Here is a 17347-nt window from a genome sequence, read left to right as displayed (position 1 = left end):
GACAACACAAGGCTGCAAGGGTACACAAAACCCGTGGGAGTGACCTCGCCCACGAAGGCTTGCGGCGGGGCTACGGTTTGCGCGCGATGATCACCTGACTTTTCGCCACGACGCCGTCCAGGGCTTCTTTGATCTGCGCGCCGCGTGGCGAGTCGAGCACGGCTTGCCAGGTGCTGGCCCAGTGATGGAGCAGCGGATGATCGGGATTGCTGAAATCGACCTTGGCTTCCCAGAACAGCAGCATCCACATCGACCAGTAAAAGCCGTACTGGCTATGGCTGATGATCTCCAGGCCGGCCTCGCTGACCATCGCCTTGAACTGCTCTTCACTGATGATGCGAATGTGATTCGGCTTCTCGAAATAGTCCGGGGACGCGATGCCCTTTTGCAGATCTTCGGAGCTCGGGTGCGGCACGCTCAGCAGATACAGCGCCCCCGACTGGCCGACACGCACCAGTTCAGAGAGGAACTGCGCCGGGTCCTCGACGTGCTCGATGACTTCCGTGGACACCACGCGAGTCGCGGTGCCGTCGGCGATCGGCAGTGGATTGCAGTCGGTGACATGGCATTCGACGCTGCGCGCCGGGGTATCGGCCAGGCGCTGGCGGGTGGCCTCGACCTTGGCTTCGTCGATGTCGGCGATGATGATCCGCGCCCCGCGATTGCCGCAGAACTGCACGTTGCCGCCATCGCCGCAGCCGACATCGATCAGGATGTCATCCGCCGTCACCGGGAAGCCTGTGAACAGCTCACCGGTTTCCTTGTTGAACCAGCCGCTGAGCGTCGCGTCGTACAGGCCGAGCATGTACGGATCTACCTTGTCGGCGACCGGCGCGGCAGGTTGCTCGGGGACTGGCGCAGGCGTCGCCGCCGTGAGTTTCTTCAAAAGGCTCAGCATGAGGTGGCTCCAGAGGATGGGACGGCGGTACGCGACGTTCCGAGGCGTTTGACCAAGGCAGCGCCACGGTTGCGCATCGGCATTTCGATCAGGCGGTAATTGAGTTCGCTGAGCAGCACGATCAACCCGCCCGCGATCAGCAGGGTGACGACCGGATGTCCGGCGGGACTGGGCAGACCGGCAGTCTGCAAACGAAAGATCAGTTCACGCACCAGTTGATAGGCCGGGATATGAATCAGGTAGATGCCGTAGGAGCGGCTGCCGATCCACGCCATCAGCCGCTGCACGGCACCGGCCGGCAACAGGTAATCGCGGTTGTAGGAGGCGATCCACACCAGCATCGCGCCAAGCACGGCGATGGCGCCAATGCGGTAACTGCTGAAGGTGAACCGGTCAGTCGCCATGAAGCTCAACAGCAGACCGATGCCGATCAGTGCGGACAACCCGGCCCACGGGCGACGCAGAAAGGTCGGCTCCCAGCGCTTGTAAGATGGCTGGGCGCTCCACATCGCCAGCAGGATGCCAAGGGCCAGCGCGTCGGTGCGAACCACCATCAGGAGCGGCGTGCGCAGGGTGAACAGCTGCACCGCAACGAGCGCCAGCAGCGCCCACACCAGATGCTTGCGGCACACCAGAATCAGCAACGGGAACAGCAGGTAGAACTGCTCCTCCAGCGACAGACTCCAGTACACGAAACTGCTGCCGTACTCGTAATGGAAGAAGCTGTCGGCAAAGCGGAAATTGGCGTACTGCAACACACCCGCCAGGGTCGCCTGGATATTCGCCGACAGCGTACCGAACGCCCCGGAACGGTTGAGAAACACACACGCCAGCAGCATCAGCGCCAGCCACAACCACGCCGACGGCAACAGCCGGAACACCCGCCGCAGCCAGAAATTGCGCGTCTGCTCCCAGTATTCCCGGCGCGTGCTGCAGCCGTGCAATGCCGGGATCAGGCTGCGGGCGATCACGAATCCCGAGATCGCAAAAAACAGATCGACGCCCCACCATGGCTGCGCCCAGGCATGGATGTTTTCCAGCAGCGGCACCGGATCGGTGAACAGACTGCCCTGCAAGTGATGAAACAGAACCCCGAGTACCGCGATTGCGCGCAGCACCTCGATGTCCATGATCCGTTTGCCGCTCATGAGGCGTTCCCTGCATCGAGAGGCTTGCGGGCAATGATCACCTGGCTCTTGGGCATGAAGCGGTCGAGCACCTGCTTGATTGCCAGACCGTCAGGGTGCGCGAGCAGGTCTTGCCAGGTGCGCGCCCAACTCTCCATCAGCGGCGGATACGGCGGCTGGATCCGGTCGCGCACCGCGCCTTCCAGATCACGCCCGGCGGCACGTTCGCTGGCCCAGAAAAAGATCATGCCCATCACCCAGAAAAAGCCCGTGGCCTGACGATGCTCGATCACCAGACCGGCCTCCTCGACCAGCGCGGCAAAACGCTCCGGGGTAAAAATCTGCACATGATTGGGCGACCGGTAGTAGCTGGCCGGCGCGATGCCCTGCTGCAAATGCTCGCCCACCGGGGCCGGGACGCTCAGCAGGTATTGCGCGCCGGGACGACCCATGCGCACCAGCTCGGCCATGAACGGCTCAGGCTCGTCGATGTGTTCGAGGACCTCCATGCACACCACTTTGCTGGCGCAGCCATCGGCCAGCGGCAACGGCAGGCTGTTGCTGACCAGGCCCAGATTCGCCCGTCGCGATTGCGCCTCGACCTGGCGGGCGAGGTCACGCACCTTGTCGTGTTCGCTGTCGGTAAAGATCACCGCTGCACCCTGGCGCACCGCGAACAGCGTCGCCACGCCTTCGCCGCAGCCGACATCGAGAACGGTATCGTCGACACCGATGGCAAAGCCCTTGAGCATCTCGCCGGTGTCACCACTGAACCAGCCATCGAGGACGGCATCGCACAGGCCGACATCCCGAGGCGAAACCCTCGGCACGTCCGGCGCCGGAGTGGCAACCGCCGGCGCTGGCGCGGCGGGCAGAAAACGTCGGATCAATGCGCGGATCATGGGCCGGGGGCTTCCTCGGCCAACATCGCGCGGTGCTCGAACAGTTGCGCAAGAAAGCTCTGCAAGCGCTGCTCGGCCACGGCCTGACTGCAAAACCCTTGCAGGCTCAGGACCGCTTGCGCCGACATTTGCGCGTAACGCAGCGGCTGGCGGGTCGCGACCTCATAACTGGCGCGATAGGCCTCGCACAACGACGCCCAATTGGTCACGTAACGCAGGGTGCGGAACGCCTTGCGCGGATCGTGGGGCCAGGCGGTGAGTTCATCGGTGGACTCGATCACGAACGCATTCCCGGCGTCGAGGTAATCGATCATCGCCGTGGTGCGCGGCGCCACCGCTGGTTTGCCACAGGACATGAACTCCATCAGCGGCAGGCACTGGCCTTCGCCGTAGGACGTGTTCACCACATAACGAGTGGCCTGCACCAGACGTTCGTAGTCCGCGTCCGCAAGATAGCCGTAAATCAGCACGATGCGGCAGCGATAAGGCTGGTTTTTGTACAAATGATGAAGAATGTCGCCGAGCGCTTCTTCGGCATCGTGATGGGTCAGCTTGAGCACCAGGGTCGCGTCTTCGACCTCGCGGAAACTCACGCAGAACGCGCTGAGCATGTCCTCCCAGTTCTTGCGCCCGTCACCGGGATTGAACACCGAGGTGTAGACCACGCCGTCCAGCAGCAAGGTCTGCTCGCTGACCGGAGCGGTGAAATCGATGCCCTGTCCACGGCGCAGATGCTTCGGGCCGAAGGCGTCGAGATTGAGTTGGCGACTGTCGGCCACCAGCCCCTTGATCTTCAGCATCAACGGTTCCGTCGGCGCGGGTTGGCCCTGCAACTGCGCGCCGCGCGCGGCAAAGCGATCCCACACCGGCGCCGGCACCGCGACGATCGGGTAATCGGCGCCCATGGCTTCGCGCACCGCGTTGACCGTGTAGCTGGAGTGGGTGATCGCCGCTCCGCAGGCCCGCAACACCGTGCGCCAGTCATTGCGCGGCTCGCCGTCGAACGGCTCGTCGGGAATGGTGCTGAACTCCCAGGCGAACACCGGCAGCGTCGGGCAGGCCAAGTGGATCGGCGTGCGATGGGGCGGCGAAAACGACAGGAACACGCAGGGTTCGCCACGGGCCAGACAATCCAGGTACAGCGCATCGACCTCACGCGCCGGGTCGGTGACTTCGATCACTCGCCCGAGACGTTCGAGCACCGGCCGGTATTCCTTGAGCACGAAGTAATAGCTGTACTCCGAGCGGCCCAGGTTCTGCGCGATGGTGTGCTGGTTGGTTTCCGAATGAATGATGATCAGCATGAGGCGTTATCCGTCACAGGCGTGGCATCGGTGGCCCGAGGTGTCAGCGCGAAGAAATCCGCCATGCGCTGCTGCACCGGGGCGAACGCGCAGTAGGCGTGCATGCGCTCGACGGCGGCGGCGGACATGCGCCGGTAGTCCTGCGGCTGCGTCCTGGCCATCCGGTAACTGTTTTCGTAGGCGCTCTTGAGCGAGCCCCAGTCCGGTCGGTAGCGCAGGGTCCGATAGATGATGCGGGTGTCCTGGGGCCAGATCGTCAGCTCTTCGCTGGCCTTGACGACGAAAGCCACCGAGTCGTCGATGTAGTCTTCCATGGCCGTGTGATCCGGAGCGATCACCGGTTTGCCGCTGGACATGAACTCCATCAGCGGCAGGCACAGGCCTTCGCAACGCGAGGCATTGACGTAAAAACTCGCGGCCTCGTAGAGCCGGGCATATTGCGCGTCGTCCAGGTAACCGTGCATCACCAGCACCCGGCAGGCGAACGGCGACAACTGCGCGAGCAGGGTCATCAGCTCGCTGTAATAGGACGCCAGATCGCTTTGGGTGATCTTCAACACCAGGGTCGCGTCCGGCGTTTCGCGAAACGCCCAGCAGAACGCGGTGATCAATTGATGCCAGTTCTTGCGGCCGTCTTTCGGGTTGAACACAGTGACGTAAACCACGCCATCGACGCTGGTTTCAACCACACCGGAGGTGTCCGGCAGTTCCAGCGGTGGCGGCTCGGCCACGGGCACCGCATGCGGCGCGGCGATGCTCGGCAGGCGGCGTTCGAGCCAGGCGTGGGCCTTGTCCGAGAACAGATCGCGCAGCCCTTCCCAGTACCAGTGGTGCAGGAACATGACCCGTGGCTCGCCGTCCTGACCGGCCGCGTTCCGGCGCCACAAATGCAGGTAATGACGAGCGATGACCAAGCGTCGCTTGAGGGTCAGTGGCGGTGGCCGCAGCGCTTCGATTTCCGCCAGTTGCTCGGCGGTCAGCGGCTTGGGCAGCAGGTCATCGGCACAAAGATTCAGCGTGCGGCTGTCGAAAATGCAGCCCTTGATCGCCAGGGTCGCGCCGGGATTGATCGGCGCACTGTCATGCTGCTCGCGGATGGCCGCGAAGTTTTCCCACAGCGGCGTCGGCAGCACCAGCACCGGAAAGTCTTCACCCATGGCCCGGCGAATCGCTCGCGCGGTATGGCTCGACAGCGTAATCACCCGCCCTTGGCGAGCGAGCATCTGCGTCCAGTCCTGGCGCGGGTCGTTGTCCCAGGTTTCGTCGGGGATCGAATCGAACTCCCAGGCGACCACGCAGAGGGTCGGGCACTCAAGACCGGTCGGGGTATTCTGCGGCGGGGTGAACGACAGGAACACACTGGCTTCACCGCCAGCGAGCAGTTGCCGATAGAGCGGATCGACCTCGTCGACAGAGGTCACCACATGCACCCGCCCGAGGCTTTCGAGCACCGGGCGATAGGCCTTGAGCACGAAGTAGTAACTGTATTCGGGACGCCCGAGACTCTGGCTGATGGAGCTGTCGTTGACGTCCGAGTAGAGAATGAAATTCATGGCATTCCACGGCGAGACCGCCATCCCGGCAATCTCACGTCATGACGGCGGGCGTCGGATCGGATCGGCAGCGCCGCTTCTCGTCCTGCGTCCTCACGCACGTCTTCGTTCTTGTTTTAGTGGTCGGTTTCACCCTGTCGCGCGGTCATCCGGACAAGCCTGAGAGGATCGCGACGAGGGGCATTCTAAACACATCCATCGCGGATTCGTGAACCGCCCGGCGAGAATAAATCAGGCTAGGATGACGAGAACTGACCGGTCACGATTTGCCCGGTTGAAATTGCCGCGCAATTGGCACAGATTGGCAACCAAATAACTACAAACGATGACTTCGCCTGTTCCGACGCCGGTTCTGCCACCGGTCTGACAGACATACCCATAGAGCCTGTGGGAAATGGCGCAAGTTCAAGACCAAGGGGCCGCTGTTTGAAAAAGCGTCTGTTCATCACGGGTCTTACCGGATTCGTGGGACAACATATCCAGTCGCGTCTGGTATCAGCCGACTCGTCGTGGGAGCTGCTGCCTGCCGCTGCGCCCTATGACCTGACAAACCCGGACAGCCTGGGCGAACTGTGGCCGCAATTGCCGGACGCAGTGATTCATCTGGCCGGCCAGACGTTCGTTCCCGAAGCCTTTCGCGATCCCGCGCGCACCCTCGACATCAATCTGCTCGGCACCCTCAACCTGTTGCAGGCCCTCAAGGCCCGTGGCTTCAAGGGCACGTTCCTGTACGTCAGCTCCGGCGACGTCTACGGCCAGGTCGCCGAGGCCGCCCTGCCAATCACCGAACAACAACCGCCATGCCCGCGCAATCCTTATGCGGTGAGCAAACTGTCGGCGGAATTCCTCAGCCTGCAATGGGGCTTGAGCGAAGGCTGGCCGGTGCTGGTGGCGCGTCCGTTCAATCACATCGGCCCCGGACAGAAAGACAGCTTCGTCATCGCCAGTGCCGCACGGCAGATCATGCGCATCCGCCAGGGCCTGCAAGCGCCGCAACTGGAGGTCGGCGACATCGATGTCACGAGGGACTTCCTCGATGTCGACGACGTCATTTCGGCGTACTTCGCGCTGCTGGAAAAAGGTACGCCGGGTCAGGTCTACAACGTCTGCTCCGGGCAGGAACAGAGTATTCGCAGCCTGATCGCGCAAATGGGCGACCTGGCTGAAATCGACATGCAACTGGTTCAGGATCCGGCGCGGCTGCGGCGCGCCGATCAGCGTCGCGTTTGCGGCAGCCACCAACGGCTGACCCGGACCACAGGATGGACGCCTGAAATCTCTATACAACAATCCCTGCGGGCGATCCTGTCCGACTGGGAGAAGCGAGTACGACAAGAATGACAAAAAGTGCATTGATCACAGGGATTACCGGCCAGGACGGCGCTTATCTGGCCAGACTGCTGCTGGACAAGGGCTACAAGGTTCATGGACTGGTGGCACGGCGCAGCAGCGACTCACGCTGGCGCCTGCGCGAGATGGGCGTCGAAGCCGATATCGTTTACCTCGACGGCGACATGGCCGATGCCTGCTCGGTGCAGCGTGCCGTCATCCAGTCGGCCCCGGACGAGGTCTACAACCTCGCGGCGCAAAGTTTTGTCGCGGCGTCATGGAATCAACCGGTGACCACCGGCATCGTCGATGGCCTGGGCGTGACCCACCTGCTCGAAGCGATCCGCCAGTTCAGCCCGCACACGCGTTTCTATCAGGCGTCGACCAGCGAAATGTTCGGCCTGATCCAGGCCGAGCAGCAGGACGAGAACACCCCGTTCTACCCGCGCAGCCCTTACGGCGTGGCGAAACTGTACGGCCACTGGATCACCGTCAACTACCGCGAAAGTTTCAACCTGCACGCCAGCAGCGGCATCCTGTTCAACCATGAGTCCCCGCTGCGCGGCATCGAGTTCGTCACCCGCAAGGTCACCGACGCCGCCGCCCGCATCAAGCAGGGCAAACAGCAGGAACTGGCCCTGGGCAACATCGACGCCAAGCGTGACTGGGGTTTTGCCGGCGACTACGTCGAAGCGATGTGGCTGATGCTGCAACAGGACAAGCCCGATGATTTCGTGGTCGCCACCGGCGTCACCACCACCGTGCGCGAGATGTGCCGCATCGCGTTCGATCACGTCGGCCTGAACTACCGCGACTACGTGAAGATCGACCCGGCCTTCTTCCGCCCGGCGGAAGTCGAAGTGCTGCTCGGCAATCCGGCCAAGGCTCAGCGCGTGCTGGGCTGGAAGCCGAAAACCGACCTGGATACCTTGATCCGCATGATGATGGATGCGGACATGAAACGCGTTGCCAAGGAGTAGGCCATGCTGATCCCCGTGATTCTCTCCGGCGGTGCCGGGACCCGTTTGTGGCCGGTGTCGCGCGAAGGCCACCCCAAACCGTTCATGACCCTGCCCGACGGCCAGTCGCTGCTGGGCAAGACGTATCGGCGCGCGGCCGGGCTGCTGGACGGCTGGGGCGATATCGTCACGGTGACCAATCGCGAATACTACTTCCAGAGCAAGGATCACTATCAGGCCGCGCGGGTGTCCCGCCATCGCGGGCACTTCCTGCTGGAGCCGAGCGGACGCAACACCGCCCCGGCCATTGCGGCGGCGGCCCTGGCGCTGCAAGCCCTGCACGGCGATGAAGCGATCATGGTGGTGATGCCCGCCGACCATTTGATCGTCAACGAAGACGCGCTCAAAAGCGCGGTCGAACACGCGGTGAATCTGGCGAAGGACGGTTACCTGGTGACCTTCGGCGTCGTGCCGAGCGCTCCGGAAACCGGCTTCGGCTACATCGAGACCGGCGCGCCGCTGGACGCCAGAGGCGCCGCGAAAGTGCAGCGCTTCGTGGAAAAGCCCGACCTGCAGACCGCCACCCATTACCTGGAAAGCGGCAATTTCCTGTGGAACTCGGGCATGTTCTGCTTCTCCATCGCGACGCTGCTCGGCGAACTGCAACTGCACGCCCCGGAATTGCTGGAACAGACCCGCGCCTGCATGGCCGCCAGCGAACCGCTGGAAACCACCGGCTACCTGCAACAGGAACTCTCGCCGGCGCTGTTCGCCGAAATCACCGACATTTCCATCGACTACGCCTTGATGGAGCGCTCGGACAAAGTCGTCGTGGTGCCCGCCGGTTTCGACTGGAGTGACATCGGTTCATGGGGCGCAGTCGCGGCGCTGGTGCCGGCCGACGCCGACCATAACCGCGCCAGCGGTGAAGCGATCTTCATCGACAGCAAGAACAACTTCGTCCAGAGCGAAGGCCGGCTGGTGGCGGCGGTGGGTGTGGAAGACCTGATCGTGATCGACACCGCCGATGCCGTGCTCGTGGCCCACGCCGACCGTGCGCAGGACGTGCGGCGGGTGGCCAAGCAGCTCAAGGACAAATCTCACGAAGCCTATCGCCTGCATCGCACGGTCAGCCGTCCGTGGGGCACCTACACCGTGCTCGAGGAAGGCCCGCGCTTCAAGATCAAGCGCATCGTGGTCAAGCCCGGTGGCAAGCTGTCCCTGCAAATGCACCATCACCGCAACGAACACTGGGTGGTGGTCGAAGGCATGGCCAAGGTCACCAACAATGGCACCGGCACGACGCTGGTGGCGAAGAACGAATCGACGTTCATTGCCGCCGGGCACAAGCATCGCCTGGAAAACCCCGGCGTGATCGATCTGGTGATCATCGAGGTGCAAAGCGGCGAATACCTGGGAGAGGACGATATCGTCCGCTTCGAAGATCAATACGGCAGGACGGTTTGAATGCTGCTTTCCCTGTACCGCTCGCTGCGCAGCTACCGTGGCTTCATCCTCGGTAGCGTCAAGCGAGAGTTTCAAGCGCGGTATCGCAATTCGCTGTTCGGCGCGCTGTGGACGGTACTCAATCCGCTGTCGATGATCGTCGTGTACACGGTGATCTTTTCCCACATCATGCGTGCCCGTTTACCCGGAGTGGACGACGGCATGGCCTACAGCGTCTACCTGTGCGCGGGCCTGCTGACCTGGGGCCTGTTCTCGGAAATCACCCTGCGCAGCCAGAACATGTTTCTGGAAAACGCCAACCTGCTGAAGAAAATCAGCTTCCCGCGTATCTGCCTGCCGGTGATCGTGCTGCTCAATGCCGGGATCAACTTCGCGATCATCATCGGCCTGTTTCTCGGCTTTCTGCTGATTACCGGGCGCTGGCCGGGCATGGCGTTGCTGGCGATGCTGCCGCTGCTGGCGTTGCAGGTGCTGTTCTGTGCGGGACTGGGAATGATCCTCGGTGTGCTCAATGTGTTTTTCCGCGATGTCGGGCAGTTTTTCGCCATCTGCCTGCAATTCTGGTTCTGGCTGACGCCGATCGTTTACCCGTTGAGCATCCTGCCCGAGTGGGTGCAGCGCCTGCTGCAACTCAATCCGCTGACCAACCTGATCGGCAGCTACCAGAACCTGTTTCTCTACGGCCAGTGGCCGGTGTGGAATTCGCTGTTGCCGACCCTGGTGATCGGCGTGCTGTTCTGCGTGATCGGCCTGCGCGTGTTCCGTCGACGGGTCGGCGAAATGGTGGATGAACTCTGATGGGCCACATACGTGTCACTGACCTGGGCAAGGCCTACAAGCAATACCCCACCCGCTGGAGTCGCCTGGCCGAATGGCTGATTCCGTTTTCACCGATGCGCCATCGCCAGCATTGGGTCTTGCAGGACGTGAACTTCGAAATCGCCCCGGGTGAAGCGGTGGGCATCGTCGGCGTCAACGGCGCCGGCAAGAGCACCCTGCTGAAGATGATCACCGGCACCACCCAGCCGACCTGCGGGCGGATTCAACTGGAAGGCCGGGTCGCCGCGCTGCTGGAGCTGGGCATGGGCTTTCACCCGGATTTCACCGGCCGGCAGAACGCAGTGATGGCCGGGCAACTGCTGGGCATGCAGGTCGAAGAGATCGAAGCGCTGATGCCTGACATCGAACGTTTCGCGGAAATCGGCGAGGCCATCGATCATCCGGTGCGTACCTACTCCAGCGGCATGCAGATGCGCCTGGCGTTCAGCGTCGCCACCGCGCGCCGCCCGGACATCCTGATCGTCGACGAAGCCCTGTCGGTGGGCGACGCCTACTTCCAGCACAAGAGCTTCGATCGCATCCGCAGCTTCCGCAAGGCCGGCACCACCCTGCTGATCGTTTCCCATGATCGCTCGGCAATTCAGTCGATCTGCGATTCGGCGATCCTCCTTGAGGGTGGCCGCATGGCCATGCACGACAAGCCCGAAGCGGTCATGGATTACTACAACGCCCTGCTCGCCGAACGCGAAGGCCAGACCGTACGCCAGGAAACCCTCGCCGGCGGCCAGGTGCAAACCGTATCCGGCACCGGCGAGGCGGGCATTCTCAGTGTGCGTCTGCTGGATGAACGCGAGCGCTCCATCGAGGCGGCCGAGGTCGGTCAGCCAGTGGTGCTGGAAGTGCAGGTCGAAATCCGCCAGGACATCGAACGGCTGGTGCTCGGTTTCATGATCAAGGACCGCCTCGGCCAGGCCATGTACGGCATCAACACGCACCGGCAGAACCAGGCCCTGGAAGACCTGCATGCAGGCGAACGCATCACGTACCGTTTCGCGTTCATCATGGGGCTGGGCAAGGGCAATTACTCCGTGGCGCTGAGCCTGTCGCGGCTGGACTCGCACCTGGACCGCAACTTCGAATGGCGCGATTACGGGCTGGTGTTCCACATCATCAACAACCGCCAGGAAGATTTCGTCGGGTACTCGTGGCTGGGGGCAAAAACATCGATCACCCGTCACGCGGAAAACCTCGTGGAGCGCGCGCCATGACCCGCCTCCTGGTCGAATGCACCCACGTGTTCAAGCACCCGAAGGTCAACTCGGGGATCCAGCGCGTGGTGCGCAACGTCATCAACCAATTGCCGCCGAGCGCCGAAGGGGTCGAATGCCTGCCGGTGGTCCTGCTCAAGGGCACGCTGTACCGCGTGACGCGCCTGGCACCGCTGGATTCGCCGCTGTTCAACGCCGTCGTCACATTCGGCGAGCGCCTGGAACGCCTGGCCCATCGCTTCTGGCAAGGGTATCAGCGCCGCGACAGCCGCCTGAAAAGCAAAACCGCGCGACGTCTGTTGTACGTCGGCTATCGCCTGACGTCCTTCGGCGTATTCGGGGTGCCGCTGCGCCTGATCGAGCGGATCAACCGCCATCAACTGCCCAAGCGCTGCGCACCGCTGCAACACCAGAGCGGCGATCAACTGGTACTGCTGGATTCGTCCTGGCACTCGGACTTTTTCGTGCAGGCCGAACGCCTCAAACGCGACGGCGTAGGCATCGTCGCAGTGATCTACGACCTGATTCCGCTGTCCCACCCGCAGTTTTACGACACACGGCTGGTGCAGGTTTTCAGCGAATGGTTCGACTGGCTCAGCCGCACCGCCGATGGTTTCATGGCGATTTCCGCCACGGTACGCGATCAGTTGCGCGAAGAATTGCAGCGGCGAATCGGCCTGGCGCAGGTCGAGCAACGCTGGTTCGATTACTTCCACCTCGGCTCGGAGCTGGATCTGCACAACGCCGAGGCGGCGGTCGAGCCAGCGCTTGAGCGCCTGTTCGGCACGCCGGAACCGGTGTTCCTGATGGTCAGCACCATCGAGCCGCGCAAGAATCATGCGTACCTGCTGGACGCTTTTGAACGCGCCTGGGCCAACGGCTCCAGGGCACGGCTGTGCATCGCCGGCCGCATCGGCTGGAAGTGCGACGCCCTGCTCGACCGGGTGCGCAACCATCCCGAACTGAACCGCCGCCTGTTCATGTTCAACGACCTCAGCGACACCAGTCTCGAACATGCCTACGCCCACGCCAGTGCGCTGGTGTTTCCGTCGTTCGTCGAAGGTTTCGGCCTGCCGCTGGTGGAAGCCATGCAGCGCGGCCTGCCGGCGATGGGCAGCGACATCGCCGTGTTCCGCGAGATCGGCGGCGAATTCATGGCCTACTTCGATTTGCAGGACCCGCAAAGCCTCGCCGATCTGCTGCACGCCTTCGAACGCAGCGGCCAGTTCCCCGCCGCCCGCGACGTGGCCGACTGGCGCTGGATCGGCTGGCGCGAAGCCAGTGCGCAACTGGCCGAACGAACCGCGCGCAATGTGCTGGAGGCGCCGACGGCGCAAACGAGGCCGCATGCGCATTGCCCTTAACGCACGGATCCTCCAGGCACCGCGCACCGGCATCGGCCAGTATGTCGCCGAACTGGTGACCGCCCTGCGCGCCGAAACCGACATCGACCTGGCGCTGTTCCACGGCTGGGGCTGGAGTTCGGCGTTGCCGGACGCCGCGATGCCCGGTTATTCGCGCCTGACCCCGCTGTTGCGACAGATCCCCGGCGCCTATCAGGCCCGGCGCTGGCTGGAACAGAAACGCTTCGATCAGGGCCGCGCGCAACACATCGATCTGTACCACGAGCCGAGCCTGTGGCCGCTGGCCTTCGACGGCCCGACCGTGATCACCCTGCACGACCTGACGCACCTGCACTTCCCGCAGACCCAGCCAGCGGCGCGACTGCGGGAAATCGAGCGGCGACTGGCTGCCGGCGTACAGCAAGCGCGACTGATTCTTACCGACTCGCAAGCCATCGCTGACGAGGCGCGGGATTATTTCGGACTGCCCGCCGAGCGTTTTGTGGTCGCGCCACTGGGCGTGGCCGAGCGCTTTCATCCACGGCCACCGGAAGCCATCGATGCGGTGCTCAAGGCTCACGCTGTGAGCTTTCGGGAATACTTTCTGTGTGTCGGCACCCTCGAACCGCGCAAGAACCTGAACCTCGCCCTGCGCGCCCACGCCTTGTTGCCGGACGTCGTGCGCCAGCGCTTCCCGCTGCTGATCGTCGGCATGGCGGGCTGGCAACGCGAGCAGTTCAATGATGAGTTGCGTCAGGCGCTGGCTTCCGGCCACGTCTGCCTGCTCGGCTACTTGCCCGATGAACAGGTGGCGCAACTGCTGGCCGGTGCCCGGGCGCTGATTTTTCCGTCGTTGTATGAAGGTTTCGGCCTGCCGGTCCTGGAAGCCATGGCCAGCGGCACGCCGGTCGCACTCACCCGTTCTTCGGCGATGCCGGAGGTGGCGGGCGCCGCCGGCAACTATATTGAAGCTGACGATGCAGACGGCTTGCGCACAGTGATGAGCCGGCTGATCGACGATCAAGCGCATTGGCAGGCATGCCGCGAAGCCGGATTGCAGCAGGCACGGCTTTTTTCCTGGAAGCGTTGCGCACGGGCCACGGCCCAGGCCTACCGCCAGGCCATGGGAGGTTGAATGCGAGTTCTACATTTCTTCAAGACGTACCTGCCTGACTCGGTCGGCGGCATCGAACAAGTGATCTTCCAGTTGTGCGAAAGCGGCGCCCGACACGGTATCGACGGCCAGGTGCTGACCCTCAGCGCCAATCCGGAACCGGCGGTGGTGCAACTCGGGCAGCACCAAGTGCATCGGGCCAAACTGGATATCCAGTTCGCCTCCACCGGTTTTTCCTGGAGCGTGTTCAAACAGTTTCGCGAAATGGCCGCCGAGGCCGATGTGGTCAACTACCACTTTCCTTGGCCGTTCATGGATCTGGTTCACTTCGCCAGCGCGACCGACAAACCCAGCGTGGTGACCTACCACTCGGACATCATTCGCCAGAAGCATTTACTCAAACTCTATCGGCCGCTGATGAACCGCTTTCTTGCCAGCGCCGACCGGATCGTCGCGGCGTCCCCCAACTACCTGCACACCAGCGATGTGCTGCAGCAGTTCCAGGACAAGACTCGGGTCATCCCTTACGGTCTGAACAAGGCAGGTTATCCACAGCCCGATGCCGAGCGCATGAACCGCTGGCGCCAGCAGCTTGGGGATAAGTTCTTCCTGTTTGTCGGCGTGATGCGTTACTACAAGGGCCTGCACATCCTGCTCGAAGCGCTGAAGGATGTGGATTACCCGGTGGTCATCGTCGGCGCCGGCCCGCTGGAGCAGGAACTGCACGCCCAGGCCGCTACGCTGGGCCTGCGCAATATCCACTTCCTCGGGCGCCTGGGCGACGAAGACAAAGTGGCGCTGCTGCAATTGAGCTACGCCATCGTGTTCCCCTCGCACCTGCGCTCCGAGGCGTTCGGCATCTCGCTGCTCGAAGGCGCGATGTACGGCAAACCGATGATCTCCAGCGAAATCGGCACCGGCACCAGCTACATCAATATCCACAATGAAACGGGGCTGGTGGTGCCGCCAAGTCATCCACAGGCGTTTCGCGAGGCGATGCGTACCTTGTGGGAAAACCCGACTCGGGCTGCGGAAATGGGCGTGAAGGCAGAGGCGCGTTATCGGCAGTTATTCACAGCCGATGAAATGGGCCGCAAGTGGACGGAGCTGTATCAGGATCTGCTGGAGGAGAAGGCGTTGTCCTACGCCTGAGCAAAAATTCAACACAAATCCTGAATGTGGGAGCAGGCCTGCCTGCTCCCACAAGGGTTACGCGTTTTAAAGATCCAGCACCAGCGGCTGCGCACTTTGGGCTGGCACCGCGCAACAAATCAGCACCTGGCCTTCTTCCGGCACCTCTGCGGGCGGCTGTGGATAATTCACGGCGCCGCTGATCAGCCGCGTCTTGCAGGTGCCGCAGGACCCGCCACGACAGCTGAATTCCGGACGCAAGCCACGGCTCTCCGCCAGTTCCAGCAGACTGCCGCCCTGCGGCTGCCAGCGTGCCTCCTTGGCCGAACGCTCGAACACTACCGGCACCGAAGTGGTCGCCGCCGGTGGTTGTTCGATGACGATCGCGTCCGCATCGGCCCGACGCTTGAGGGTCGAAGGACCGAAGGTTTCGGCGTGGATCTGCGCATCACGCACATCCAGTTCCCGCAGGCTGTCGTACAAACCCTGGGTAAAAGCGCCGGGGCCGCAGAGGACGAAATCGACCTGATCGTAATCCTCGACCGCCAGCAGATTTCTCAGCAACGCAGCGTCGATCCGCCCGTGCAGGTCGAAATCCTCGCGCTCCACCAGACCGCTCTCCGGCTGGCTGAGCAAGCGCAGAACCCGCACCGACTCCCCGGCGCCTTCCAGCAACTGGTCCAGCTCCTGGCGAAACGGTTGATCCGCAAGACTGCGTGAACTCTGGATCAACCACGTAGGACGAATCCCACGGGTGCGCAGACCCTGATACACCACCTCCCGGAGCATAGACAGCAACGGCGTGATGCCGACACCGGCGGCCAGCAACACCAACGGCCGGCGCTCCAGCGGTGCAACGGTGAAGTGACCTTTCGGTGCGCGTGCTTCCAGCACATCGCCGACGCGGATCCGCTCATGCAAGTGGCTCGACACCAGCCCCTCGCGCTTGACGCTGATGCGGAAGAAACTGTCCGACGGCGCACTCGACAGACTGTAAGTGCGGATATGCACCTCGCCGTCGAGGGTGAACCGCAACGGCAGATGCTGCCCGGCGAGAAACACCGGCAGACCGGCGCCGTCATCCGGCTCCAGATAGATCGAGCGGATGTTGCGGCTTTCCATTTCGATCTTTGTCACCCGCAGCGGCCGCCATTGATCGCCCAGCGCCTGGGCCTGCAAACGCGCCTCGGCCTGAGCCCAGGTGCCGGTCAACAGGCTGGTGGGCGACATGCCGTCGAAGCGCCAGCGCAGGGCCAGGGCTGCCGGACGCCGCACCAGATGTTCCACCTCGAAGGTCCACAAGCGTTCCGCGCCTTGAAAGGCTTCGATCTGCGGCCCGTCGAGAATGACCTCGGTACGGCCGCTGAGCTGTAACAGATCGCCTGTGGAAAAGTCGATGAACAGCAGGCCGGCCCGAGGGTTGAGCAGGAAGTTGCCAAGGGTGTTGAAGTGCAGGTTGCCGGCAAAATCCGGGATGGTCAGACGATTGCCTTCGACCCGTACGAAACCGGGCTGGCCGCCGCGATGGGAAACGTCCACCGCACGCTGCCCGTCGACATCGACGTAACTGGCGACGAACAGGGTGTCGGCAGTTTCGATCAGCGCGACGGCGGCGGCATCGAGCCCATCGAGGTGCTCGGCGGCCCGGGTCGCCGGGTCCGTCAGCGGCACACGCTGGAACTGGCGCAGTTGAATGTACTGCGGGCAGTTGCCGAAGGATTGATCCACGGTGAGTTCGAAACCGGCCTCGCCCAGGCTGCCGATATGCCCGTTGAGACGATTGCGGCGGCGGGTATGCAACTCGATGCCGAGCAGACCGATCGCCGCCCCCGCCTGCAATTGCGCCGGATCATCGGTGGCGGGCAGGCTGGTGAACTGCAAATGGGTCGGGTCCGGGGACTCGGCAAATCCGGGTTCACCTTCAAGCACGCTGGCCCAGGGTCGACCCTCGCCATCTACCGCGCCGTACAGCATGAACGGCAATTGCTGATAGAACTGGCGGTGCTGATCCGGCATCCAGCTGCGAATCACCTTACGCCCGAATGCCTCCATGCGTTCGGCAACACCTACATGGGCCTGCAATTGCTGCTCGCCGGCGTGCCAGGGTGAACGTTCCATCACGACCTCTCCCCGCGCCACGGGCGCAGTGTGGATGGCCCGCAGAAACCGGGC

Annotated in this window: 14 protein-coding genes; 8 read left to right on the top strand and 6 right to left on the bottom strand. The window is 63.1% G+C overall.

Translation table 11 applies throughout. From position 1 onward, the window contains the following. Positions 1-70: 70 nt before the first annotated feature. Genes KVQ74_RS00775 through KVQ74_RS00755 form a run of 5 tightly spaced genes read right to left on the bottom strand, consistent with a single transcriptional unit; the run spans position 71 to position 5784 of the window. Complete coding sequence (locus KVQ74_RS00775) at positions 71-898, bottom strand: class I SAM-dependent methyltransferase (RefSeq protein ID WP_217829106.1); 828 nt, start codon at positions 896-898, stop codon at positions 71-73. Continuing rightward, positions 892-2046 carry an acyltransferase family protein gene (locus KVQ74_RS00770; RefSeq protein WP_217829105.1) on the bottom strand — a complete coding sequence of 385 codons (1155 nt, stop codon included), beginning with the start codon at positions 2044-2046 and terminating at the stop codon, positions 892-894. Before KVQ74_RS00770 ends, KVQ74_RS00775 begins: the two co-directional genes overlap by 7 nt. Continuing rightward, complete coding sequence (locus KVQ74_RS00765; RefSeq protein ID WP_217829103.1) at positions 2043-2927, bottom strand: class I SAM-dependent methyltransferase; 885 nt, start codon at positions 2925-2927, stop codon at positions 2043-2045. Before KVQ74_RS00765 ends, KVQ74_RS00770 begins: the two co-directional genes overlap by 4 nt. Continuing rightward, positions 2924-4231 carry a glycosyltransferase gene (locus KVQ74_RS00760; protein ID WP_217829102.1) on the bottom strand — a complete coding sequence of 436 codons (1308 nt, stop codon included), beginning with the start codon at positions 4229-4231 and terminating at the stop codon, positions 2924-2926. The genes KVQ74_RS00765 and KVQ74_RS00760 overlap by 4 nt, the downstream gene beginning before the upstream one ends. Next, positions 4225-5784: a glycosyltransferase family 4 protein gene (locus tag KVQ74_RS00755; RefSeq protein ID WP_225929797.1), complete on the bottom strand. Its 1560-nt coding sequence runs from the start codon at positions 5782-5784 to the stop codon at positions 4225-4227. The genes KVQ74_RS00760 and KVQ74_RS00755 overlap by 7 nt, the downstream gene beginning before the upstream one ends. Positions 5785-6210: 426 nt before the next feature. Between KVQ74_RS00755 and KVQ74_RS00750 the strand changes: the two genes are divergently transcribed. Genes KVQ74_RS00750 through KVQ74_RS00715 form a run of 8 tightly spaced genes read left to right on the top strand, consistent with a single transcriptional unit; the run spans position 6211 to position 15196 of the window. Continuing rightward, entirely contained in the window at positions 6211-7125 is a 915-nt protein-coding gene (locus KVQ74_RS00750) for a GDP-mannose 4,6-dehydratase (protein WP_217829100.1), read from the top strand. Beyond that, positions 7122-8093 (top strand): GDP-mannose 4,6-dehydratase, encoded by a 972-nt coding sequence (gene gmd / locus KVQ74_RS00745; protein ID WP_217829099.1) that lies wholly within the window; start codon positions 7122-7124, stop codon positions 8091-8093. The genes KVQ74_RS00750 and gmd overlap by 4 nt, the downstream gene beginning before the upstream one ends. A 3-nt stretch (positions 8094-8096) precedes the next feature. Continuing rightward, positions 8097-9539: a mannose-1-phosphate guanylyltransferase/mannose-6-phosphate isomerase gene (locus tag KVQ74_RS00740; RefSeq protein WP_217829098.1), complete on the top strand. Its 1443-nt coding sequence runs from the start codon at positions 8097-8099 to the stop codon at positions 9537-9539. Continuing rightward, positions 9540-10337, top strand: a complete 798-nt coding sequence (locus KVQ74_RS00735) for an ABC transporter permease (RefSeq protein WP_217829097.1) — start codon at positions 9540-9542, stop codon at positions 10335-10337. It abuts the gene before it with no gap. Further along, positions 10337-11587, top strand: coding sequence for an ABC transporter ATP-binding protein (locus KVQ74_RS00730; RefSeq protein WP_217829096.1), 1251 nt, complete (start codon positions 10337-10339; stop codon positions 11585-11587). Before KVQ74_RS00735 ends, KVQ74_RS00730 begins: the two co-directional genes overlap by 1 nt. Further along, a complete protein-coding gene (locus KVQ74_RS00725) occupies positions 11584-12951 on the top strand; it encodes a glycosyltransferase family 4 protein (RefSeq protein ID WP_217829094.1) in 1368 nt (455 codons plus the stop codon). Before KVQ74_RS00730 ends, KVQ74_RS00725 begins: the two co-directional genes overlap by 4 nt. Continuing rightward, a complete protein-coding gene (locus KVQ74_RS00720; protein WP_217829093.1) occupies positions 12935-14065 on the top strand; it encodes a glycosyltransferase family 4 protein in 1131 nt (376 codons plus the stop codon). The genes KVQ74_RS00725 and KVQ74_RS00720 overlap by 17 nt, the downstream gene beginning before the upstream one ends. After that, positions 14066-15196, top strand: coding sequence for a glycosyltransferase family 4 protein (locus tag KVQ74_RS00715; protein WP_217829091.1), 1131 nt, complete (start codon positions 14066-14068; stop codon positions 15194-15196). Positions 15197-15262: 66 nt separating this feature from the next. Here KVQ74_RS00715 and KVQ74_RS00710 read toward each other — a convergent pair whose 3' ends face one another. After that, positions 15263-17293 (bottom strand): 2Fe-2S iron-sulfur cluster-binding protein, encoded by a 2031-nt coding sequence (locus KVQ74_RS00710; protein ID WP_217829090.1) that lies wholly within the window; start codon positions 17291-17293, stop codon positions 15263-15265. Positions 17294-17347: the final 54 nt, after the last annotated feature.

This window comes from Pseudomonas botevensis, from assembly GCF_019145475.1.
Taxonomy (GTDB): Bacteria; Pseudomonadota; Gammaproteobacteria; order Pseudomonadales; family Pseudomonadaceae; genus Aquipseudomonas; species Aquipseudomonas botevensis.
Note: the sequence above shows the minus strand (reverse complement) of the source record. Positions and strands in the feature narration are given on the sequence as shown.